The 19,395-nt window shown below is 57.8% G+C and carries 21 protein-coding genes; 7 read left to right on the top strand and 14 right to left on the bottom strand.

What is annotated here, in order from left to right; all coding sequences use genetic code 11:
• Positions 1 to 180 precede the first annotated feature (180 nt).
• Positions 181 to 525, top strand: coding sequence for a hypothetical protein (locus DXY29_RS05600; protein ID WP_115023615.1), 345 nt, complete (start codon positions 181 to 183; stop codon positions 523 to 525).
• Positions 526 to 730: 205 nt separating this feature from the next.
• Here DXY29_RS05600 and DXY29_RS05595 read toward each other — a convergent pair whose 3' ends face one another.
• The gene (locus DXY29_RS05595) at positions 731 to 1,078 is read right to left on the bottom strand and encodes a hypothetical protein (protein WP_115023613.1); all 348 of its coding nucleotides are present in this window, start codon (positions 1,076 to 1,078) and stop codon (positions 731 to 733) included.
• A gap of 238 nt (positions 1,079 to 1,316) precedes the next feature.
• Here DXY29_RS05595 and DXY29_RS05590 point away from each other — a divergent pair, with 238 nt between their 5' ends.
• On the top strand, positions 1,317 to 2,447 hold the full coding sequence (locus DXY29_RS05590) for an acyltransferase (RefSeq protein WP_115023611.1): 1,131 nt from the start codon (positions 1,317 to 1,319) through the stop codon (positions 2,445 to 2,447).
• A gap of 110 nt (positions 2,448 to 2,557) precedes the next feature.
• On the opposite strand, the gene DXY29_RS05585 is transcribed toward DXY29_RS05590, so the two are convergent.
• From DXY29_RS05585 to gloB, 6 genes are all read right to left on the bottom strand, one after another.
• Positions 2,558 to 3,436 (bottom strand): LOG family protein, encoded by an 879-nt coding sequence (locus tag DXY29_RS05585; RefSeq protein WP_115023610.1) that lies wholly within the window; start codon positions 3,434 to 3,436, stop codon positions 2,558 to 2,560.
• A gap of 31 nt (positions 3,437 to 3,467) precedes the next feature.
• Positions 3,468 to 4,856 carry a PhoH family protein gene (locus DXY29_RS05580; RefSeq protein ID WP_115023608.1) on the bottom strand — a complete coding sequence of 463 codons (1,389 nt, stop codon included), beginning with the start codon at positions 4,854 to 4,856 and terminating at the stop codon, positions 3,468 to 3,470.
• Positions 4,857 to 5,240: 384 nt separating this feature from the next.
• Complete coding sequence (locus DXY29_RS05575; RefSeq protein WP_115023606.1) at positions 5,241 to 5,483, bottom strand: hypothetical protein; 243 nt, start codon at positions 5,481 to 5,483, stop codon at positions 5,241 to 5,243.
• A 316-nt stretch (positions 5,484 to 5,799) separates the two neighbouring features.
• Positions 5,800 to 6,027 (bottom strand): DUF3136 domain-containing protein, encoded by a 228-nt coding sequence (locus tag DXY29_RS05570; protein ID WP_115023604.1) that lies wholly within the window; start codon positions 6,025 to 6,027, stop codon positions 5,800 to 5,802.
• A 45-nt stretch (positions 6,028 to 6,072) separates the two neighbouring features.
• The gene (locus tag DXY29_RS05565) at positions 6,073 to 6,465 is read right to left on the bottom strand and encodes a RidA family protein (protein WP_115023602.1); all 393 of its coding nucleotides are present in this window, start codon (positions 6,463 to 6,465) and stop codon (positions 6,073 to 6,075) included.
• 28 nt (positions 6,466 to 6,493) lie between these two features.
• The gene (gloB, locus tag DXY29_RS05560; protein ID WP_115023600.1) at positions 6,494 to 7,279 is read right to left on the bottom strand and encodes a hydroxyacylglutathione hydrolase; all 786 of its coding nucleotides are present in this window, start codon (positions 7,277 to 7,279) and stop codon (positions 6,494 to 6,496) included.
• A 40-nt stretch (positions 7,280 to 7,319) separates the two neighbouring features.
• On the opposite strand from gloB, the gene hisG reads away from it, so the two are divergent.
• Genes hisG through DXY29_RS05545 form a run of 3 tightly spaced genes read left to right on the top strand, consistent with a single transcriptional unit; the run spans position 7,320 to position 10,254 of the window.
• Positions 7,320 to 7,973 carry an ATP phosphoribosyltransferase gene (gene hisG, locus DXY29_RS05555; protein WP_115023598.1) on the top strand — a complete coding sequence of 218 codons (654 nt, stop codon included), beginning with the start codon at positions 7,320 to 7,322 and terminating at the stop codon, positions 7,971 to 7,973.
• Positions 7,973 to 9,751, top strand: a complete 1,779-nt coding sequence (locus DXY29_RS05550; RefSeq protein WP_115023596.1) for an ABC transporter ATP-binding protein — start codon at positions 7,973 to 7,975, stop codon at positions 9,749 to 9,751. Before hisG ends, DXY29_RS05550 begins: the two co-directional genes overlap by 1 nt.
• Complete coding sequence (locus DXY29_RS05545) at positions 9,751 to 10,254, top strand: GNAT family N-acetyltransferase (protein ID WP_115024279.1); 504 nt, start codon at positions 9,751 to 9,753, stop codon at positions 10,252 to 10,254. The genes DXY29_RS05550 and DXY29_RS05545 overlap by 1 nt, the downstream gene beginning before the upstream one ends.
• A 9-nt stretch (positions 10,255 to 10,263) precedes the next feature.
• Here DXY29_RS05545 and DXY29_RS05540 read toward each other — a convergent pair whose 3' ends face one another.
• The 3 genes from DXY29_RS05540 to DXY29_RS05530 are packed head-to-tail and all read right to left on the bottom strand — an operon-like array spanning position 10,264 to position 12,711.
• Positions 10,264 to 10,953, bottom strand: coding sequence for a TIGR04283 family arsenosugar biosynthesis glycosyltransferase (locus DXY29_RS05540; protein WP_115023594.1), 690 nt, complete (start codon positions 10,951 to 10,953; stop codon positions 10,264 to 10,266).
• Entirely contained in the window at positions 10,941 to 11,582 is a 642-nt protein-coding gene (locus DXY29_RS05535) for a TIGR04282 family arsenosugar biosynthesis glycosyltransferase (RefSeq protein WP_115023592.1), read from the bottom strand. Before DXY29_RS05535 ends, DXY29_RS05540 begins: the two co-directional genes overlap by 13 nt.
• Position 11,583: 1 nt before the next feature.
• Entirely contained in the window at positions 11,584 to 12,711 is a 1,128-nt protein-coding gene (locus DXY29_RS05530) for a trypsin-like peptidase domain-containing protein (RefSeq protein WP_244279347.1), read from the bottom strand.
• 87 nt (positions 12,712 to 12,798) lie between these two features.
• On the opposite strand from DXY29_RS05530, the gene dnaA reads away from it, so the two are divergent.
• Positions 12,799 to 14,193 carry a chromosomal replication initiator protein DnaA gene (gene dnaA / locus DXY29_RS05525; RefSeq protein ID WP_115023588.1) on the top strand — a complete coding sequence of 465 codons (1,395 nt, stop codon included), beginning with the start codon at positions 12,799 to 12,801 and terminating at the stop codon, positions 14,191 to 14,193.
• Here dnaA and DXY29_RS05520 read toward each other — a convergent pair whose 3' ends face one another.
• Genes DXY29_RS05520 through DXY29_RS05510 form a run of 3 tightly spaced genes read right to left on the bottom strand, consistent with a single transcriptional unit; the run spans position 14,194 to position 16,338 of the window.
• Complete coding sequence (locus tag DXY29_RS05520) at positions 14,194 to 14,862, bottom strand: ParB-like protein (protein WP_115023586.1); 669 nt, start codon at positions 14,860 to 14,862, stop codon at positions 14,194 to 14,196. It lies immediately after the preceding gene.
• A gap of 23 nt (positions 14,863 to 14,885) precedes the next feature.
• Complete coding sequence (locus DXY29_RS05515) at positions 14,886 to 16,118, bottom strand: glutathione S-transferase family protein (protein WP_115023584.1); 1,233 nt, start codon at positions 16,116 to 16,118, stop codon at positions 14,886 to 14,888.
• Positions 16,093 to 16,338: a hypothetical protein gene (locus DXY29_RS05510; protein WP_115023582.1), complete on the bottom strand. Its 246-nt coding sequence runs from the start codon at positions 16,336 to 16,338 to the stop codon at positions 16,093 to 16,095. Before DXY29_RS05510 ends, DXY29_RS05515 begins: the two co-directional genes overlap by 26 nt.
• Positions 16,339 to 16,484: 146 nt before the next feature.
• On the opposite strand from DXY29_RS05510, the gene gorA reads away from it, so the two are divergent.
• Entirely contained in the window at positions 16,485 to 17,843 is a 1,359-nt protein-coding gene (gene gorA, locus DXY29_RS05505) for a glutathione-disulfide reductase (RefSeq protein WP_115023581.1), read from the top strand.
• Positions 17,844 to 17,886: 43 nt separating this feature from the next.
• Here gorA and DXY29_RS05500 read toward each other — a convergent pair whose 3' ends face one another.
• Positions 17,887 to 19,392 carry a GMC oxidoreductase gene (locus tag DXY29_RS05500; RefSeq protein WP_115023579.1) on the bottom strand — a complete coding sequence of 502 codons (1,506 nt, stop codon included), beginning with the start codon at positions 19,390 to 19,392 and terminating at the stop codon, positions 17,887 to 17,889.
• Between the last annotated feature and the right edge of the window lie 3 nt (positions 19,393 to 19,395).

The following is a 19,395-nucleotide window of genomic DNA, read 5'->3' as shown; positions in this document are numbered from 1 at the left end:
AACACCCAACCCAGGAGACCTCTCTTCCCTCCTGGGTTTTTTTTATTGCTTACTCACCTAGGGGAAACCTCAAGGCAGTCACGTTTGTCCGATATCCAAAGACACTCGCATTGCCCTTTCGCTGCTGGGCGACCTGGTCGCCAGTGTCCACGCTGCGGTTGATTGGAAGTACACCCACCCATGCCCTTGGACACGATGATTCGCACAACACTGGCCGCTGCAGCCATCGCCATCACCGCCCTGCTTGCACCAGCCCGTGCCGACACTGCTGATGTCTGGTGTTTTACCCAGGAGAGAGGTTTCTCACCGACTGAACTGAAGGAATGCGGCTTCAGCCAACGACAAGGCAACGTCAGGGTTTATCGCGACAATGTCGCTTACTTCTTCGCTGCTGACCAGCAGGGCAAGAGCTACGAACGCATCGCCGAGGAAGGTGGACTGATCTTCAAGTCACCCAGGGGACAACTGCGTGTGTTCTGGGAACGCCCCTGCAACAAATGGAACGGCTGCGCCGGTGGTGTTTAGATCCAAGACCCAATCCATCGAAGGCTGGTCCATGAGAATGATCTTTTCTGGGCGCGCGCAAAGACCTTGGGGAGCCAGTGGTGGAGAAGCTGTTGCTGGTCTGGCTTTACCCGTTCCTGACGCACGAAGACCAGACAGGTTGCTGGGTTGCCACCTGGGAGTGAGTCTTTAACCGGTATGGAGATCTGGTTGCTTTCAACATTCCTCAACCGCATCCTTCTTGGTAACGGTTCCATTCATCGATCAGCAGCTCGGGTTTGCCCATAAATGGTGCTGTTACTGCTGTAGCACCAACAACAGCGACGACGGTAAGACACTTCTTATCGCTATTTCTCAACCTGTAGGCATATTGATCGGCTGACTCTGCCGCCATTTTGCAATTCATCTCACTTGGATTTGATATGCACTCCATAACAGCTTTCTCGAAGTGATCCTTTACGCGTGCGTGAGCAGCAGTACTCCCGACCAGCAGGAGGGCCATAAGGTGTGGCAGATATTTCATTGATGGTTTGTTGATGCGGAAAGTTTGACCCGGGTCCCCGCAGGCCCGCATCCCTCAACTGGTGGATGGGACTGCTGAAATTGAGTACCCCCCCCCCCCGGATTTGGCAGTTGTTCGCAGGCCGTAGCCGCGACGGAGTATTCGAGGGGCGTTGCACTGCCATGCAAAAGCATTCAATGACACATATTGGCTTCATGACTCACTCACTTCTCAGGTAGGTATCACCCATATGGGGGAGCAATAACCTGGTATCCCTGGTGAAACTAGATCTATAACCGTTCGACAATCAATGACTGTGAAGCGTTCGCTTTATCTGGATCAAATCAAGGCAGTGGTGGTTGCTCTCGTCATTGCACTCCATGTCCCAATAGCTTTTGGAGGGGGTATTGGCTGGTTGGGAGTTCGCATTCCGGTTGAGGAATCTGTTGGTCCATTCTTTAAAGGATTTTTCACCTGGTACATGTATGCGATAAATTCTTTCATCATGCCGATGATGTTTTTGATCTCTGGATATTTTGTTCCTCGCTCAGTGCATAAGAAGGGAGTGGTGCACTATTTGAAAGACCGCCTCTTTCGACTTGGTGTTCCCTTCTTGGTTGGCATGCTGTTGATTAACAACAGCTTAATTCTGCTCAGCAGGCTCTCGCCGGCCAGCCCTTTTGCGAAATTGCCATTGAGTGATCTTCCTTTTAATACCGTAATTGTGTTGTGGTTTTTAGTCGTTCTGTTTGCGTTTGATTTGCTCTATTGTGCCTGGGTGGCGCTGAGAGGAGATCAATATGCAGTCGATACATCTGTTTCCACGCCAAGGATGCGTTCATGGTTGATCAGTGCTGTGGTTCTAGGGTCTCTTGAAGTGGTGATGACAACGCAAACCGAACTCTGGTCTGCTTTAGTGAAGTCACCTTTAAATGGTCTGGGCGTACAAGGAATGCACATTTTTACATATGCATTCTTGTTTTTTGCGGGATGTAAGGCGTCGTTCCATCGCTGGTTTGAAAGACTCGACACTCATCTTGTTGTGAAGTGGTTCCGCTTTTCCATGTTTTTAATCCTATTTTTCCTTGGCCTTGCCCTGACTCTGTCATTCAATCCTGGCCTGGTGGATAAGCCGGCAAAATTAGTCTTTCTTGGTAAATTCTTCCATCCCTTCATCGCATGGGGAATTCTCTCCTATCTAATCTTGTGGTTCCAGCGCAATGAAGATCGCTTTGGCCAATGGTTGGCAACCGCTGGAGTTAACAGCTATGGAGCGTATGTTATTCATTCATTGATTCTTGTGGGGGTTTTGATGGCAATTGGTTTTATCGGAATCAACCCTTGGCTCATTGCAATATCTGCAACCGTTGTGACGACTATTGTTTCGTTCGGTCTTGCTGGTCAGCTCAGACGTATTCCAGCTGTGGCGAGAGTGCTTTGAAGACCAACGTTAGGCCTTGGCTTGAATTGATAAGAGCAAGGCACTGTTTGTCTCTATCCATCTCCCGATAAAGCCTCAAACACTTCGCCCCGTCAGCAATGGCGGGGTTTTCATTGTCTGGTTGATGCCGTGTGGCTTCGTATGTAGTCCCAGGCCTCTTCTGGAGTATCGGAAAAATGAATTAATTTCAAGTCATCACCTGAAATCAAGCCTGTCTCAGCGAGGTATTCAAAATCAACAAGCCGCTTCCAGAAGTCTTTGCCAAAGAGGACAATTGGCATGCTTCCTTTTGTACCAACCTGTCTCAAGGTGAGTAGCTCAAACAGTTCATCCAGCGTGCCAAATCCACCTGGAAAGAGAATGGCTCCAATGGAGCGCATCACAAAATGGAATTTTCGAAGAGAGAAATAATTGAAATTAAAGCAAAGGTCTGGAGTGATGTAGGGGTTTGGGTGTTGTTCAAACGGTAGGGAGATGTTGAGTCCGATCGATCGGCATCCGGCTTCAAAGGCGCCACGGTTCGCTGCTTCCATAATGCCTGGCCCACCGCCGGTCACGATCACGTGTGATGAGCATCCATGGTCTTTTTCTTTGTTGCCTTGGCCATGCTGAGATGCTAAGCGGGCGAATTCACGGGCTGAATCGTAAAAACGAGATAGCTCCACTAACTGTTGATGATGAATTACCTGTCTTTTTAAGCTTGAAGATCCTGGATCTTTACTCAGGTGTTGTTCTGCTTCCTTGAGTCGCTGTGTTGCAGTTTCTCTATCGATAATTCTGGCTCCACCAAAAACAATGATGGTTGATTCAATGCCGGCTGTTTGCAGATGAAGATCTGGTTTGGTGATCTCAAGCAGCATTCTCACACCTCGCATGGCGCTGCTGTTCAGTAATTCTGGATCTTCATGGGCGATTTTGTAGGTTGTTGATTTCAGAATGGCATCCAGATTTGTTTGCTCGGGTTTTGAGTAATTAGCAAATTGAGTCATGGTGATGAGTTCTTGGTTATGTCGTTATGAATCAGAGGATGTTTGCGGCCAGCTCAGCAAGTTCACTGCGCTCTCCCTTCGTGAGGGTCATGTGTCCCACGAGGGGCTGACCTTTGAGCTTTTCGACCAGCCATGTGAGCCCGTTGCTTTCCGCATCGACATAGGGATTGTCGATTTGATAGGGATCACCGGTGAAGACAACCTTGGTGCCCTCGCCCACCCGCGTGACGATGGTCTTCACTTCCAGGGGAGTTAGGTTTTGCGCTTCATCCACCACCAGGAACTGATTGGGAATCGATCGCCCACGAATGGTGTTGATGGCTTCAACCTCCAGTAAGCCCATGCCTTGGAGGTCTGCCCAGGCGTTACGTGGCTCTCGCTGCTTTTGTCTTTTCGTCTGTTCAGCGTCATCGCCAGGTGAAGTGCCGGTGATGAAGTCAATGTTGTCGATGATCGGCTTCATCCATGGACCAAGTTTTTCTTCAAGCGTTCCCGGCAGGTAGCCAATGTCTTTCCCGAGTGAGATCGGCGGGCGCGTCACCAATAATCGTGCGTATTGATGGGTATCAGCGACCTGGTGTAAACCTGCTGCCAGGGCCAACAATGTTTTGCCTGTTCCTGCCTTGCCCACCAACGTCACCAGTGCGATGGATGGATCGAGCAGCAAATCCAGCGCGAAGCTTTGCTCTCGGTTTCGCGCCTTGATCCGCCCCAAATGGGCGCGATTCAGCCAGTACAGAGGTTTGAGGGTGTTGCTGTTGCCTTGATGACGGGCAAGCAGGGTGTGGCTGTCGTTGTGCTGATCCACCATCACTACGCCTTCATTGGCTTGGAGATGTTGTTCTTCGCTATCTGTTACTGCTGCGAGAGGGAGTTGATCTTCGTCATGCAGTGTCTTCATCGTCTGAGCATCTGTACTGAGCTCACGGAATCCTGAGTACAAATCGTCGATGGAGACGTTGTCGTTGATGTAGTCCTCGGCTTGTAATCCCACCGCATCAGCCTTGATCCTCAGATTGATGTCTTTGCTGATAAGGACAACTTCAGGCGCCTCTTTCAGCCCACTGCATCGCATCTGCTCCAAGGCCACCGCGAGGATGTTGTTGTCGCCGCCGCCAACCCCCAGCTCTGGAGGTAATTCTTTGAGGGCGTTGGTCTGACAGAAAATCACTTGCAGCATTCCCTTGTCAGTGCCTTCAATCAGCACGCCATCAGCAAGGCTTCCTCGCTGTCGATAGGAATCCAAGAGTCTTGAAATCCTGCGGGCATTCCTTCCTTTCTCAGAGTGATCTTTTTTGAATCGATCAATTTCTTCGACCACCTGCATTGGAATCACGACTCTCAAGTTTCCAAAGCGGTGTGGAGCTTCGGGGTCATGGAGTAGCACATTCGTGTCGAGAACAACAATTTTTCCTTTCATTGATTTTCAGCATGGAGTATTTATTTGGAATTAGATCAAGTATCGCTCAGCTCGGTCTTTCTGATTGATTTTGTATTTTTGCCGGTTCTAGGCAATGTCTTGCTTTGCGTGATAGGTCTTGAGTTTCTCTTTTTTTGTGCTTAGTGAAAGATTAACTCCGCCTGCTTTTGGATTGGTTCGTGATGCATAGACCTCTTGAGGAATGAGTGTAGTTTTCCTCATCTTTCTTGTCCTCGGCTGTATCTTCTCTACTCCTTTCACATTTGAATGCAATAGGTACTTTACCCTTGTCGTTACAAACGCAAGCTGCCTTCCGTTTCGGCCAGTTATTCGCGTGGATTCTTTTTGATTTTTACTGGTGCTATGGATGGTTCAGGTGTTGGTCTATTTGTTCTGCTTTTGGTTATCTGCTCTTTGAGTGCTTGTTAGTCGCTGATCTGTTCCATTGGAATCTGTATTCATGCCGATGAATCGAAGCGATCTCGAGTTCTGAGGCATCGAGCTTTCAGGATGTTGCTGTCTCGGATCTCGGCCATCTCGCCAGGGGGTGAACAACAGGAAATTGCCGGCGACAAGGCCAGCCGTCACGATCACCGCGGCAAGCTGCTCGAGCTTTTCAATGGTCATCCCTGCATTGTCATGCTCCCCCTTCGCTAAGAGCAGTTTTCGATCAAGGATGGTGAAGCTGGCCCACTAAGGGTGACGTCTCACGTGTTTCCTGGTCGGGGCTCAGCCCTGCCTGCAGTTCCAGGCACAGGGCAGCCCCCAGCATCACCATTGTCACGGCAAGCCACTGACTGAACCTGAATTGCCGTTTTGGTTTGCGAAAAATACAGCGGGTCATTCCCAGGACCTTGCTTCTCACCCTGGTTTAACTGTGTTTTTCGCTTGAAAATGAAGCGTTCGCCTAGTGATGTATGGGAAACCTCTGAGTTGATCAGTTTCAGGTTTCCTGAGGCTTTTCCAGATCGCGGCGGATCAGGGCCAGCAGGTAGGAGGGTGATTTGTAACGGGTTGGAAGGCAGCGGTTCAGGGTTTCAAGATGTCCCCAGCAGACGGTGCGTTCAATATCTTGAGCTGTTTTCCCTTGCTGGAGGAGGCGCCTCAGCGCCTTGCAATACATCGGATAGCCCGCCTCTAATTCACCGATGGTGAGTTTCGCCTGAGGCATAGGACCACTGAAGCCAGTTCCAACCTATGCCCCCGTGGGTCAGGCTCAGGTTCCAAGCCATGCGACACAGTCGATTTCCACCCTTGCTCCCTTGGGGAGTGCTGCCACTTGAACGCAGGCCCGTGCTGGGCTGACCCCGCTCCCAAACACTTCGGCATAGATGCCGTTGACGGTCTGAAAGTCGCTGAGGTCTGCCAGGAACACCGTTGTGCGAACCACTTGCTTAGGCGTGGCTCCGGCCTCTTTTAAGACAGCGACTAGGTTCTTCAGCACCTGATGCGTTTCCGCGGCGACATCACCGTTTCCCACCATCTCCCCAGTGGTTGGATCAAGCGGAATCTGCCCAGAGCAGTAGAGCCACTCGCCGGCAAGGACGGCTTGGTTGTAGGGCCCAACCGGTGCAGGCGCGTCTTGAGTGGTGATGGCCTTAGCGCTCATGGGGTGTTTCTTCACGCGTTCACCATGATCATCGCCGTTGGTGATCCCGTTCTTCGCGTTGGGGCATCCCCGGTCTCCACTGATCCTTCCGTGTGCGCAGCACCCCCAACTCGGTGGCTGTTTTGGCTTGCAGGAACAGGTTGGTGCGACGTTCTACACCGATGCTGCTCGGAAGACTGAGGGCGCCTTTTGAACGAAGGGTTCGCACCTCCTGCAAGCGGTCAGCCAGAACCGTTTCCTCAGGGCGTTGCTCAACGGCCCATTGCAGGTTGGCCTCTGTGTATTCATGGGCGCAACAAACCTTGGTCTCGTCAGGGAGGCTGGCCAGCTTTTGCAGGGCTTCATGCATCTGTTCAGCGGTGCCTTCGAACAGGCGGCCGCAGCCTGCTCCGAACAAGGTGTCACCGCAGAACAAGACGGGGCCCATGGCCTCGTCTTGCAGGTTCGGGATGAAAAAAGCGATGTGGGCCCTGGTGTGGGCGGCGACATCCATGACGTCCACCTGCTCTCCCAGCACGGTGAGCTGGTCACCATCCCCCACCGGCATGGTTTGGAAAGGAATCCGCTCCCGGTCAGCTCTGGATGCAATGACCTCGGCTTTGGGCCAACGCTTCAGCAGATCCGGTGTTCCTCCGATGTGGTCGGAATGGTGATGGGTCTGCAGCACAGCGGCCAGTTTTAACTGGCGTTGCTCCAGCCAGTCACGCACCGGAGAGGCGATGGCGGGGTCGATCACAACGGCCTCCGCTCCCTTCACCCAGACCCAGATCACGTTGTCTTGCAGCACCGGCAGGGCATGAAGTGAGGAATGCATCGTTAAAGTCCTGCCTGGTTAACCGGTCAGCGCTGGACCCATGATCACCGTCGCGTTGGCCAAAGGAGCGCTACTTAAGGATTCGGTCGCCCGATTTGCGGCGGCAGGTCTTGATTTCTCAGCTGTTCTCGACAAGAACAATCGCCAGTTGATGGTGCCCACCCCCTGCGGACGTGCCAGGGCCCTGCTTGTTCGTAACGGTGATGTGCCCACTTACGTGGCCTACGGCCAGGCCCAACTGGGCGTGGTGGGATACGACGTGCTCAAGGAACATCAGCTTCCCGTCGCCCAACTGGTGGATCTTGGCTTTGGCGGTTGCCGAATGGCCGTGGCGGTTCAGGAGAGCAGTGGTTACACCCGTGCCGCAGATCTCCCTCCCCATTGCCGGGTAGCCAGCAAATTCACGCACTGCGCCCGGGAATATTTCGATGCACTCGATCTTCCTGTCGAGTTGGTGCATCTCAATGGTTCGGTGGAGCTGGGGCCGATCACAGGGATGTCGGAAGCGATTGTGGATCTTGTGGCTACGGGTCGGACCCTGCGGGACAACGGCTTGATTGCCATCGAGGACCTGTTCCAGTCGACGGCTCGGCTGGTGGGGCATCCGCTGTCCATTCGCCTGGACCATGGTCCCCTTGCCTCCATCGTTGAGGCGATCCGCGCCGCAGGAACGCCCGTCGGGAGTCCCAGCTGATGGGAGCTGTTGCGGATTGGCGCCGGGTTCGTCGTCTGGGCCGTTATCTCGTGCGGGATCGTCGGCGTCTTCTGGTCACCCTGGTGCTGCTGGTTCCCGTGGCCTTTGCGGGTGCCGTTCAGCCACTTCTCGTCGGCCAGGCTGTCAGTGTCTTGCGCGGAGAACCCAGTCTTCCGTGGCTTTCGGGGCTGAGTCTTTCCGGATCGATCCGCGTCATCATCGGGCTCTATTTCATCTCGGTGCTGCTGAGGCTCTGCTTGCAGGGGGTGCAGAGCTTCAACATTCAGGCCGTCGGTCAACGCCTTACCGCTCGCATCCGCGACGACCTCTTTGAGCATTCGCTGTCGCTGTCTTTGCGCTTTCACGACGGCATGCCGGTCGGCAAGTTGCTCACGCGGCTCACGAGTGACGTGGATGCTCTGGCCGAGGTGTTCGGCAGTGGTGCTGTGGGGGTGCTTGGTGATCTGGTGAGCCTTCTGGTCATTGCTTCGACGATGCTCTTCATCGAGTGGAGGCTCGGGCTGCTTTTGCTGTGCACGCAGGTGCCCGTGACGCTTGCTGTGCTCTGGCTGCAGCGTCGCTACCGCAAGGCCAACTACCGCGTTCGAGAAGAGCTCTCCCAGCTCAACGCCGACTTTCAGGAGAACCTCCAGGGCCTTGAGGTGGTTCAGATGTATCGCCGCGAAACGGTCAACAGTGCCCGCTTCCTCCGCACGGGCACGGCTTACCGCAACGCTGTCAACGGCACCATCTTTTACGACAGCAGCATTTCCGCTTTTCTTGAATGGGTCGCGCTCGGAGCCATTGCGTTGGTGCTGGCTCTGGGGGGCTGGATGGTGACCAGTGGCGTGATGGGGTTGGGCACCCTCACCACCTTCATCCTTTATTCACAGCGTTTGTTTGATCCTTTGCGTCAACTGGCCGAGCGCTTCACGCAGATTCAGGGCGGACTGACTGCTGTGGAACGAATCGGTGAGTTGATGGAGCAGCCCCTCGAAATCGCCGAGGCCAAGGGGGTTGATCCTCACGTTGCTGGCGGTGGCGGCGAAGTGATCTTCGACAACGTGAGCTTCTCTTACCGGCCGGATGAGCCCATCCTCCGCAATCTTTCCTTCCGCATCGCTCCTGGTGAGCATGTGGCGCTGGTGGGCCCCACGGGTTCCGGAAAGAGCACCATCATTCGTCTGCTCTGCCGTCTCTATGACCCCCAGCAGGGGCGCATTCTTCTGGATGGACGTGACATCCGCAGCATCCCGATGGCAGATCTGCGGCGTGAACTGGGGGTCGTGCTGCAAGACACATTCCTGTTCAGCGGCAATGTGGCCGACAATCTTCGATTGAATGCTCCGGTCAGTGATCAGGAGCTTGTTCAGGTCTGTGCTGAGCTCGGTCTCAACGACCTGTTGTCCAGACTCCCCAACGGATTGGAGACGGAACTGCGGGAGCGTGGCGGCAATCTTTCCTCAGGAGAGCGTCAATTGCTGGCGGTGGCTCGGGTGGCGATCCGCAATCCAACGGTGTTGGTGATGGATGAAGCCACGGCCTTCATGGATCCTTCAACGGAGGCGACGCTTCAGGCCGATCTGGATCGTCTTCTGCAAAAACGGACCGCCATCGTCATTGCCCACCGTCTCGCCACGGTGGAAGCCTCCGATCGCATCCTTGTGTTGCGCCGAGGTGAACTGATCGAACAGGGCACCCATCACGAGCTCAGGGCCCGAGGTGGCCTCTATGCCCAGCTCGCAGAGCTGCAGGAGCGGGGGTTGGCGCGTTTGTGATCGGTTCCTCTCTGCCTATACCTGCCGAGCCTCTGCTGCAGCAGTACGGCCAGGGGGCCCGTCTCTGCCCCTGTGCCAACGACCAGCTCACTTTGGTCTTTAGCCAGGAGTACCCCTTTGATCTGGTGGAGCTCGAGCAACTCCTGGAAGCGGTGGGCTGGAGCCGCCGTCCGATTCGACGGGTCCGCAAAGCATTGACTCACAGCCTGCTCAAAGTCGGGCTGTGGCGTCACGACGCTCGGGTTCCTCGTTTGATTGGTTTTGCGCGCTGCACCGGGGATGGTGTTTTCGAAGCCACCGTCTGGGACGTCGCGGTGCACCCCTTGTATCAGGGCAATGGACTTGGCAAGCAGATGATGGCGTACATCCTCGACGCCTTGGCTCAGATGGGAACAGAGCGCGTCAGCCTGTTCGCTGACCCCGGCGTCGTGAGCTTCTATCAAGGCCAGGGTTGGGATCTGGAGCCCCAGGGCCATCGCTGTGCCTTCTGGTACGCCAACTGATCGGATCGTTCAGCGTTGGTACATCCGCAACAGCTGATCTGCTGATCGCCCCTGACGCCATAGCCATCGCAGACGGGCGTTGCGCCAGGCCTGCATCAGCACGCTCCGCTCCTGCCAGCGCTGAGCGCTGGTCAGCAGGGCACAGTTCAACGAGCGGATGGTCGCGATCTTGCTGAGGCGTTCCACCAGGTCCAGGTCTTCCATCAGTGCCAGCGGGCGGTAGCCACCGATGCGCTGATACAGCTTGCGATGAATGAGCAGTCCCTGATCGCCGTAGGGACGCTGCAGCCAACGGCTGCGCAAGTTCACCATTCGTTCCAGAAGCCACAGCATGGGCCGCGCCTCTGTATGCACTTTGAATTCGAAGCTCCAGGCGCTGAAGCGCGCTTGCGGTGTTTTCAGAATCTCCTCCACCCTGAGGTGCCAGGAGCCAGGCAGTCGGCTATCGGCATGCAGCACCAGCACCCAGGAATGACAGCTGTGGTCGACGCCCCAGCGCAGTTGCGGACCTCGTCCCGCAGTCGGGCTGACGAGCACGGTGGCGCCGCCGAGGTGAGCCACTTGTCGGGTCTGATCCCTGCTTCCACCGTCACAGATAACAATCTCCAACTCCCCTTGCCAACGCTGCAGATCCGCCAGCAGCAGCGGAAGCCTGTTGGCTTCCTCCAGGGTCGGAATCACGACGCTCAGCCCTGCCATGGCTTCAGATCACTCCAGTGATCCAGATCATTCCTCCTGGGCAACAGTGCGGTGGAGATTGCATGCGCGCTCGCAGCCTTCAGGGTTGATTCCAGCACCGTCGGACCGCCCCAGGGAATGCCGATCAGCGGCCAGTGCTTGGGGGTATGGATCAGGTTCTCTCCGATCCCTAGGAGCCAGTAGCCACCATCCGAGGCTGGGCCCAGCACCAAATCGTGGGTTTGCAGCTGTTCGATGGCCCGCTTCAAGTCATCGGGATTGAGTTCGGGCAGATCCGTGCCGATCACGAGGGATGGCATGCCGCTTCGATGGCCTTGCATCAATTGCCGTCGCAATCGGGTGCCGAGTTGCCCCTGCCCCTGCAGCCGCACAAGCGGAAACCCCAGCTGTTGTCCCCAGCGTCCGGCGGCGTTGGGTCCAAGCCCGCTCACCGCCAGCACCGGCTCGATCACCATCGCGTCGGCGAGCCCGCGCACCACAGCGGTGGTGTGCACGGTAAGACGCTTCTGGATCCGGGCCGCGCGCTCGCTGCTGTTGGACAAGTCCAGCCTGTTGTAGAGATCACGGGACAGGCGGCGTTTGCATCGGCCCGGTGATGGCCATCGGGCCATCACGATGATCTGCAGCATCTCAGTTGTTCCGAGGCAGTTCCCGCGGGCGCACCTGCACCATCAGCTCCTCTCCATTGCGTTGGAGGGTGAGCTCCATCGGTTCTCCCACCTGGCCGCGATCCACGGCGAGTTGCACTTCGGTGGGCGTCTGAACAGTCTTGTTCTCCACCCTGAGAATCAGATCACACTGGCGGATGCCAGCGGCAGCAGCCGGAGTGCCGCTGACCACATCCTTGACTAGGACGCCATTCACTTCAGGAACCGTACAGGCGCTGTTGGTGGCATTGATCTCCCGTGCCAGCTGCGGGGTGAGGTTCATGAGCTGCACCCCGATGAAGGGATGGGAGGCCTGGCCGGTGCTCACAATCTGCTGCGCGATGCGCTTCGCCAGGTTGATTGGAACGGCAAAACTCAAACCGCCTCCAGGGGCGGTCCGAATCGCCGTATTGATGCCAATCACCTGACCGGCGGCATTGATCAGGGGGCCTCCGCTGTTGCCGGGATTCACGGCTGCATCGGTCTGGATGTAAGGAATCCGCTGGCCTTCACTGATCGCATTCAGTCGGCCTACCGCGCTGATGATGCCGGCGGTCACGGTGTTGTTGAGACCAAATGGGTTGCCGATGGCAATCGCCCATTCCCCCGGCCTGAGCTGGTCGGAGTTGCCCAGGGCCGCCACCGGAAGGTTGTCAGCCACCACCTTGACCACTGCAACGTCGGTCAGTGGGTCTGTGCCGAGCACCTTGCCCTTGAAGTTGCGTCCGTCCGGAAGGGTCACCGCCACCTGATCCGCTCCGCGCACGACATGTTCGTTGGTGAAGATCAGGCCGCTGCCCCTGGTGATGAATCCGGATCCCTGGCCTTGCTGACGCTGGCTGGACGGTCCCATGCCAAAGATCCCACCGAAGGGGTTGTTCACCTCTTTGACTACATCGATCCGCACTACGGCAGGTCCGACGCGGTTCACAGCCTTCACGATCACGTTGTCTCCCGGCTGTAGTGGAGCGCTGCGGGGCTGATCGTGCACCACCGGAGGCAGTGCCATCGGTGCTTTGGGGGTCAGGCCCAGCTGGTCCCTCACCAGGCTGCAACCGGAGAGTGCGCTCCCGGCCAGGGCGATGGCGAACCAATGCTGGGCGTTGGGCATCACGACGAGATGTGTGCTGATGCATTTAAGACGGCCTGAGCGGATCGGCATGCGTAGATTCAGCGCTCGGGTGCATGGCGGTTCTAGGTGCAGACGGGCGAAGAGCTCTGGATCAAGGTGCGAGATGGGTTGCAGGCAAAGCTGAGCAAGCCCACCTTCGAGACCTTCATTCGCCCGACGGGTTGCAGTGGCTTTGCCAATGGAGAGCTGAAGCTTCTGGCCCCCAATCCGTTCGCCAGCGTCCGATTGCGGGAGCAGCTGCTGCCCACGATCGCGGAGCTGGCCAGCAGCATCAGCGGTCAGCCCGTTCAGGTGACCGTCCTGGCGGAAACCGCCCTGCCGCTCCAGGAAACCAGTGATGACTCCGCAGCTGCGAGTGATGCAGCACCGCCTGCGGCCGCTCAGGAATCAGTGTCGGTTCCGGCCCGGAGCGGCTCACCGCGGCGCTACCTGCCCGGGCTCAACCCCCGATATGTGTTCGGCCGTTTCGTGGTCGGCCCCAACAGCCGAATGGCTCATGCGGCGGCTCTTGCCGTGGCCGAAGCGCCAGGCAGGGAGTTCAATCCCCTGTTCATCTGCGGCGGCGTGGGCTTGGGGAAAACCCACTTAATGCAAGCCATTGGCCATTACCGGCTGGAAATCGATCCCGGGGCTCGCGTGGCCTACGTCTCCACCGAAACCTTCACCAATGACCTGATCCAGGCCATCCGCAAGGACGGCATGCAGGCCTTTCGCGATCGCTATCGCGCCGCCGATCTGATCCTGGTGGATGACATTCAATTCATCGAAGGCAAGGAGTACACCCAAGAAGAGTTTTTCCATACCTTTAATGCCCTGCACGAGGCTGGGCGGCAGGTGGTGATCGCTAGTGATCGTCCCCCCAGTCAGATTCCACGCCTGCAGCAGCGCCTGATCTCCCGTTTCCAGATGGGGCTGATCGCTGACATTCAGTCACCTGATCTGGAGACACGTATGGCGATCCTCCAGAAGAAAGCGGAGCAAGAGCGCATGTCGCTGCCCCGGGATCTGATCCAGTACATCGCTGGGCGCTTCACTTCGAACATCCGCGAGTTGGAAGGGGCCCTGACCCGGGCTGTGGCCTTCGCCTCAATCACAGGGTTGCCGATGACCGTGGAATCGGTGGCGCCAATGCTGGACCCCACCGGTCAGGGGGTGGAGGTCACGCCGCAACAGGTGATCGACAAGGTGTCTGAAGTGTTTGATGTCACGGCCGAGGAAATGTGCAGCAGCACCCGTCGCCGTGCCGTCAGCCAGGCCCGTCAGGTGGGGATGTACCTCATGCGCCAGGGCACCGACCTCAGCCTGCCGAGAATCGGCGACAACTTCGGCGGAAAGGACCACACCACGGTGATGTACGCGATTGAGCAAGTCGAGAAAAAACTGGCGTCCGATCCCCAGCTCGCAGGTCAGGTGCAGAAAGTGAAGGATCTTCTGCAGATCGATTCCCGAAAGAAGCGCTGATCAGCGGCAGGCTTTCTTGTCGCCTTTCCAGCCCGGCATGTCTTGAGCTGCCGCAGAGCAGACCAGCTGGCGTGCTGCCGCGAGAGCCGGATCCAATCGCTTGGAGCTGAAGGGTGGCAGGGGACGGGTGCGCAGCCAGGCTGCCCAACGAAATTCGTGATACGGGATCAGCGGTTGGGGTTTAATCCAGCCTTCCTGCTTGAGCTTCCAGACCAGGCTTCGGTAGGGATCGTCTTCGAGCCCCATCAGGCTGGTGGGCAACAGCTCGGTTGGGCGGGGACCGATGCCCCGACCGTCGTAGAGATAAAGCCACCCTTGGCTTTGCAGAAACGACAGCACGGCACTTTTATCAGTTGTCGCTAGCTCCTGCACCACATAAGCCCAGGTGGTGGCGCCTGGGTCAATGCCCATCAAGCCCCGCAGCCGGTGGTGACGATCGAGCATCCACATGGCGCCATCGGCAGAGCGGATCAGGGGGACGGGTTTGCCGCGCAGGTAGGCAAGACGCTGCTGGCGTGTGTCTTGGGCGAAATCACTCTCGCGTGACCAGATCTCAGCCAGCCCCACACACCATTGGGTCGGCTGCAACTGTGCCGCTGACACCTCGATCAGTTTGTTTTCCTGATCGGGGGCCGGAATCGGTTGGTAGGCAGGCAGCCGCAGGGGCACGACTCAGTTTTGGCGCCACCGCACTATGACCCACTTATGAAGGGACGGGGATCCTGATCAAAGCGATCCCGCACCGGGAGAGGCTTGGCTTGCTTAGGCCCGTCCAGTTGCGCGGTGGATTCGAGCGCCCGACGCAGCAAACGAGCTGCCGGTAAGGGCATATCTCTCGGAACTGAAATTCGATCGCGCAGGTAGCGGAGCCCCGCCGCACTTCCAGATGGAGGAGGGCATGGAGTGTTGTGGATCAACTGGGTCAGTGCACAGCGCAGGGGCCGGTCAAAGGCATCAGCACCCATTGGATTGACCTCCCGTAGCCGCTGCTGGTGTCGGAGGACCCTGCCGAGAGCGATGCTGGCCTGATCGGCTTGATTGACCCCAACCCAGCAGGCTTCGTCTTCGCCAAGGCCATCGCCTCGGTCGATCCGTTCGGCCAGGCGTTGCGCTTCCGTTGCGTCGTCCGACCAGCATCCGCCCATCTGGGGAGGAAGGTCATGGGCATGGGTGTGAAAGTCACTTTGGGTGCCGCGGTAGGTCTCCAGTTGCTCCAACGCATGGAACCAGCGGTCAATCGCGGGATGCTCAGCCCTCAGGCGATATCCCTTGTAGTAAGCCAGAGATGCATTCATGCGTTCCACGTAGGGAACAAAGATCAGATCAACGGTTTGTGGCTCCTGCCCCCGCAGAAACGGACCTTCAACCTGATTCAGCTCACTTTCGAAGCGCAGGGCGATCCCCTGAAACTGGTCCCGGGCCAGGGTCTGTTGCTTGGGGCTCAATCGTGGCGAACACAGCCAGATGCACCAGGCCTGAAACAGCAGACGTTCGAGACGGCGCAGCTCGAGGGCGTCCGGCGACGTCATTGCCATGCCGAGGGGGCCGAACTGCTGTTCGAGTGCCAGCAGGATCTCATCACTTTCCGTGATCAGCTGCCCGTTCAGCTCGAGGGCGGGCAACATCCCTGAGGGCACTTTTTCGAGGAACCATGGCTCTTTTGGGCCATAGCAACGCATGGTGACTTTGCGGATCCGGTAGGGGATGCGCTTGAACTCCAACCACAGCCAAATTTTTTGGCAGTAGGGACACCAGGCGTGATGGTCGCGGTAAAGCGTGACCATCAGGCTTGATTCAGGCTGACCGAACAAGCGCAAGTTGGCCTGGGCACTGGTCGGCCCTTCAATTCGATCCGGTTCAGCCTTCGCCAGCCCGGCCAGTTCCAACCAACTCAGTGGTTCAGCTGATTCCGATGTAGGGGGCATGCAGGATCGGCGAAAGCGTGGTCCGTCCATAGGACTGCCAGTCGCCAAGTTCATGCATCAGCGCCAGACAGTCTTGCTGGCGGCCCTGCTCAGCGAGCTGCTTGAGCCGCAACGTCATGTCATCGCTGGTGATAATCATCGCGATTTCGCGACGCTGCAACCGCTTTTGCTGCAGCTCAGGGTCAGGCGACTGCCTGCGACGTTTGGAAGGATTTTTCATGGTCTAAGAACGCGGCGTGAATACAACCGATTCGTCTTGGGCTTCAACGGCCCCTCTTCCCTGGACCATAACTCCATCTTTACGAATATGCCCGTCGTCTCCGTCACCCCCGTGGGAAGAAGAATGGAGGGAAGCAAACCGCTGTCATGGGCACTGATTTGGATCTGATTGTTCTTGGGGCGGGGTCCGGTGGGCTTGCTGCCGCAAAACGCGCTGCCAGCCATGGAGCCCGCGTCGCGATCGTGGAGGGGGATCGCGTTGGGGGCACCTGCGTGATCCGCGGCTGTGTTCCCAAGAAGCTTTTGGTCTACGGCGCCCAGGCCCGGCATCAACTGGCGGATGCATCGGCCTATGGGCTGCACATCCAATCCGTGCGCTCCGATGTACCTGACCTATTGCGGCGCGTGCGCGCCGAGGTGGATCGGCTCAATGCGCTCCACCTTGGATTTCTGGAGAAGGCCGGCGTTCAGCTGATCTCCGGTTGGGGCCGCTTTACGGCAGCGGATCGCATGGGCATCTCCGATCAACGCGGTGGGCCCGTTCAGACGGAGCTTTCAGCACCCCGTTTTCTGGTGGCAGTGGGTGGCCGTCCGGCACGGCCTGAGATCCGAGGGATTGAAAAAACTTGGGTGAGTGATGACATGTTCCAGCTTGAGGATGTCCCTGCGGCCGTGGTGGTGGTCGGCGCAGGATTCATCGCCTGTGAGTTCGCCTGCATCCTGCGAGGCCTCGGTGTTGCGGTCACCCAGGTGGTGCGCGGCCCCCGTCTTCTGCGCGGGTTTGATGGGGAGTTGGCGGATGCAGTCCTCAGCGGGATGCGTGATCAGGGCATTGAGGTCCTGCTGGGTCAGACGGTGGTGGCTGTGGAGGGGAACCCCGGTGCGCTGACTGCGCGACTGGGGGATGGTCAGTCCCTCGACTGTGGGGGTGTGCTGATGGCCACTGGCCGTCGCCCATGGCTTGCAGATCTGGGGCTGGAGGCTGCTGGTGTTGCGGTGGACAACGGGCGGATCAAGGTGGATGCCCAATCCTGCACCTCAGTTCCTCACATTCATGCCGTCGGCGATGTCACTGACCGGGTCAACCTCACGCCTGTCGCCATTGATGAAGGTCGTGCTTTTGCCGACAGCGTCTTCGGTTCGCGTCAGCGGCAGGTGAACCACGATCTGGTGGCCAGTGCCGTGTTTAGTGATCCAGAGCTGGCGACCGTTGGCTTATCGGAAGAGGAGGCGACTGAACGCCATGGCGAGGACGGCGTCGTCGTGCATCGGGCCCGCTTCCGTTCGATGGCGCGGGCACTGCCAGCCTCCGGCCCCCGCTGCCTACTGAAGTTGGTGGTGGAGAAGCAAACCAATCGGGTGCTTGGCTGCCACATGGTGGGCGAGCATGCGGCGGAGATCATTCAGATGGCCGCCATTGCCGTTGGGATGGGCGCCACCAAAGCTGATTTCGATCGCACCATGGCGTTGCATCCCTCCGTCTCAGAGGAGTTCGTGACGATGTAGGCAATAGTGCCTTAACAACAGTGCCCTAATAACGGTGCCCTAATCAGGCCAGGTGATTGGCGAGCCGCAGGGCCAGCGCGATCACCGTGAGCCCGGGACCAATGCTTGGGCAACTAGGAAAAATGCTGCTGTCGGCGATGTAGAGGTTCTCCAGTTCATGGCATTTGCCGTTGGGATCCACCACCGAGTTGGATGGGTCCTCGCCCATGCGACACGTGCCGCAGCTGTAGCCCACGACACTCAAGGGGGCTTCTCCTCGCGCATGGGTGGGTGCCTTTAAAACGACTTTGGTCACCGGATCGTTCTCCACGGCTTTCAGCGTGTCGATCCAGCGGTACACGAGGCGATCATGGGCTTCCCGGTTGTTGGGGATGTAGTTGATCCGGATCTGTTCGTTGTTGAGCCACACCTTGTTGTGGGGATCTGGACGCACCTCCGTCATGGCCCACCAGGCCACAGAGCGGGAGGCCAGCCGCTCGAGCCCGAAGTCGGGGATCAGTTTGGTCACCAGGGACAGCACCGGTGGTGACTCGGCGAACAACGCGTCCTGCAGAACGCCACCGGCGGCCTGGATGTGCCCTAGCGGAAAACTGACGTTCTTGTCTCCCCAGTAGTAGTCGTTGATCCCCAGCGAGCGCCCATAGCGGCCGCTGTTGCGTTCTGTGGCCAGCTGCAGGATCGAGGTGAGCTGCAGATTCATCAGATTCCGCCCCACCTGATCCGATCCGTTGCTGATGCCCTTGGGATGGTGAGCATTGTCCGAGCGCATCAGGATGGCCGGCGTGTTGATGGCACCGGTGGCAATGACCACGACATCGGCACTGAACAGCCATGAATCGCCGTTTACCTCAGCCTCCACGCCTCGGATGGCTCTGCCACCTGGATTCACATGCAGGCGCAGTACCCGGGCGTTGTCACGCACGGTGAGCCGTTCGGGATCACCCACCTGCAGACCAAACAACTGGGAATCGCCGCTGGGATCGTCCCGGTCGTCTGACCAGCTGATCGGCATGTCGTAGGGCTGACAGCCTTGGCGTTGGAGAGCGGAACGAAGGGGTTCCAGAAAGGGTTCCACCGGCTTCGGCGCACGTTCATAGCCCGTGCTTCGCTGGGGCTCGCAGGGGTCAATGCCTGCTTTGCCGTGAACCCTGTACAGGGTCTCGGCCTGCTCGTAGTACGGCTCCAGTTCGGAGTAATCCAGGGGCCACGCCGGCGATACTCCGTCCTGGAGCGCCACCTCGCCGAAATCCTGTTCGCGCATGCGTTCCAGCACCGCCCCCCAGATCTTGGTGTTTCCTCCCCGTGCATAGGTGGTTTGCGGTGCAAAGGGATCGCCGTCGGGTCCGAACCAGCGCTCACTCTTGGGGTGATATCGATCCTTGCGGAACAAATCCACGTCGGCGACGTTCTGGTCTTCGAGGGCCATCGCCCCGCCGCGCTCCAGCACGAGCACGTTCTTGCCGCGTCGGCTCAGGGCTCCGGCCAGGGTGCCTCCTCCGGCACCGCTGCCGATAACGATGACGTCGTAGTGGTTGTCGTCGATGATCATGGA

It is taken from the genome of Synechococcus sp. UW69 (genome assembly GCF_900474185.1).
Classification (GTDB): domain Bacteria; phylum Cyanobacteriota; class Cyanobacteriia; order PCC-6307; family Cyanobiaceae; genus Parasynechococcus.
This window is presented reverse-complemented; position numbering and strand designations above follow the sequence as displayed.

Excerpts from the sequence above, each read along its gene's own strand:
- DXY29_RS05540 (WP_115023594.1), bottom strand. The coding sequence starts at position 10,953 with ATGGCAGGGCTGAGCGTCGTGATTCCGACCCTGGAGGAAGCCAACAGG.
- DXY29_RS05565 (WP_115023602.1), bottom strand. The coding sequence starts at position 6,465 with ATGAGCGCTAAGGCCATCACCACTCAAGACGCGCCTGCACCGGTTGGG.
- DXY29_RS05515 (WP_115023584.1), bottom strand. The coding sequence starts at position 16,118 with ATGCCCCCTACATCGGAATCAGCTGAACCACTGAGTTGGTTGGAACTG.
- DXY29_RS05535 (WP_115023592.1), bottom strand. The coding sequence starts at position 11,582 with ATGCTGCAGATCATCGTGATGGCCCGATGGCCATCACCGGGCCGATGC.
- DXY29_RS05500 (WP_115023579.1), bottom strand. The coding sequence starts at position 19,392 with ATGATCATCGACGACAACCACTACGACGTCATCGTTATCGGCAGCGGT.
- hisG (WP_115023598.1), top strand. The coding sequence starts at position 7,320 with ATGATCACCGTCGCGTTGGCCAAAGGAGCGCTACTTAAGGATTCGGTC.
- DXY29_RS05510 (WP_115023582.1), bottom strand. The coding sequence starts at position 16,338 with ATGAAAAATCCTTCCAAACGTCGCAGGCAGTCGCCTGACCCTGAGCTG.
- DXY29_RS05600 (WP_115023615.1), top strand. The coding sequence starts at position 181 with ATGCCCTTGGACACGATGATTCGCACAACACTGGCCGCTGCAGCCATC.
- gorA (WP_115023581.1), top strand. The coding sequence starts at position 16,485 with ATGGGCACTGATTTGGATCTGATTGTTCTTGGGGCGGGGTCCGGTGGG.
- DXY29_RS05530 (WP_244279347.1), bottom strand. The coding sequence starts at position 12,711 with ATGCCCAACGCCCAGCATTGGTTCGCCATCGCCCTGGCCGGGAGCGCA.
- DXY29_RS05590 (WP_115023611.1), top strand. The coding sequence starts at position 1,317 with ATGACTGTGAAGCGTTCGCTTTATCTGGATCAAATCAAGGCAGTGGTG.
- DXY29_RS05575 (WP_115023606.1), bottom strand. The coding sequence starts at position 5,483 with ATGACCATTGAAAAGCTCGAGCAGCTTGCCGCGGTGATCGTGACGGCT.
- DXY29_RS05550 (WP_115023596.1), top strand. The coding sequence starts at position 7,973 with ATGGGAGCTGTTGCGGATTGGCGCCGGGTTCGTCGTCTGGGCCGTTAT.
- DXY29_RS05580 (WP_115023608.1), bottom strand. The coding sequence starts at position 4,856 with ATGAAAGGAAAAATTGTTGTTCTCGACACGAATGTGCTACTCCATGAC.
- DXY29_RS05570 (WP_115023604.1), bottom strand. The coding sequence starts at position 6,027 with ATGCCTCAGGCGAAACTCACCATCGGTGAATTAGAGGCGGGCTATCCG.
- DXY29_RS05585 (WP_115023610.1), bottom strand. The coding sequence starts at position 3,436 with ATGACTCAATTTGCTAATTACTCAAAACCCGAGCAAACAAATCTGGAT.
- DXY29_RS05595 (WP_115023613.1), bottom strand. The coding sequence starts at position 1,078 with ATGCGGGCCTGCGGGGACCCGGGTCAAACTTTCCGCATCAACAAACCA.
- gloB (WP_115023600.1), bottom strand. The coding sequence starts at position 7,279 with ATGCATTCCTCACTTCATGCCCTGCCGGTGCTGCAAGACAACGTGATC.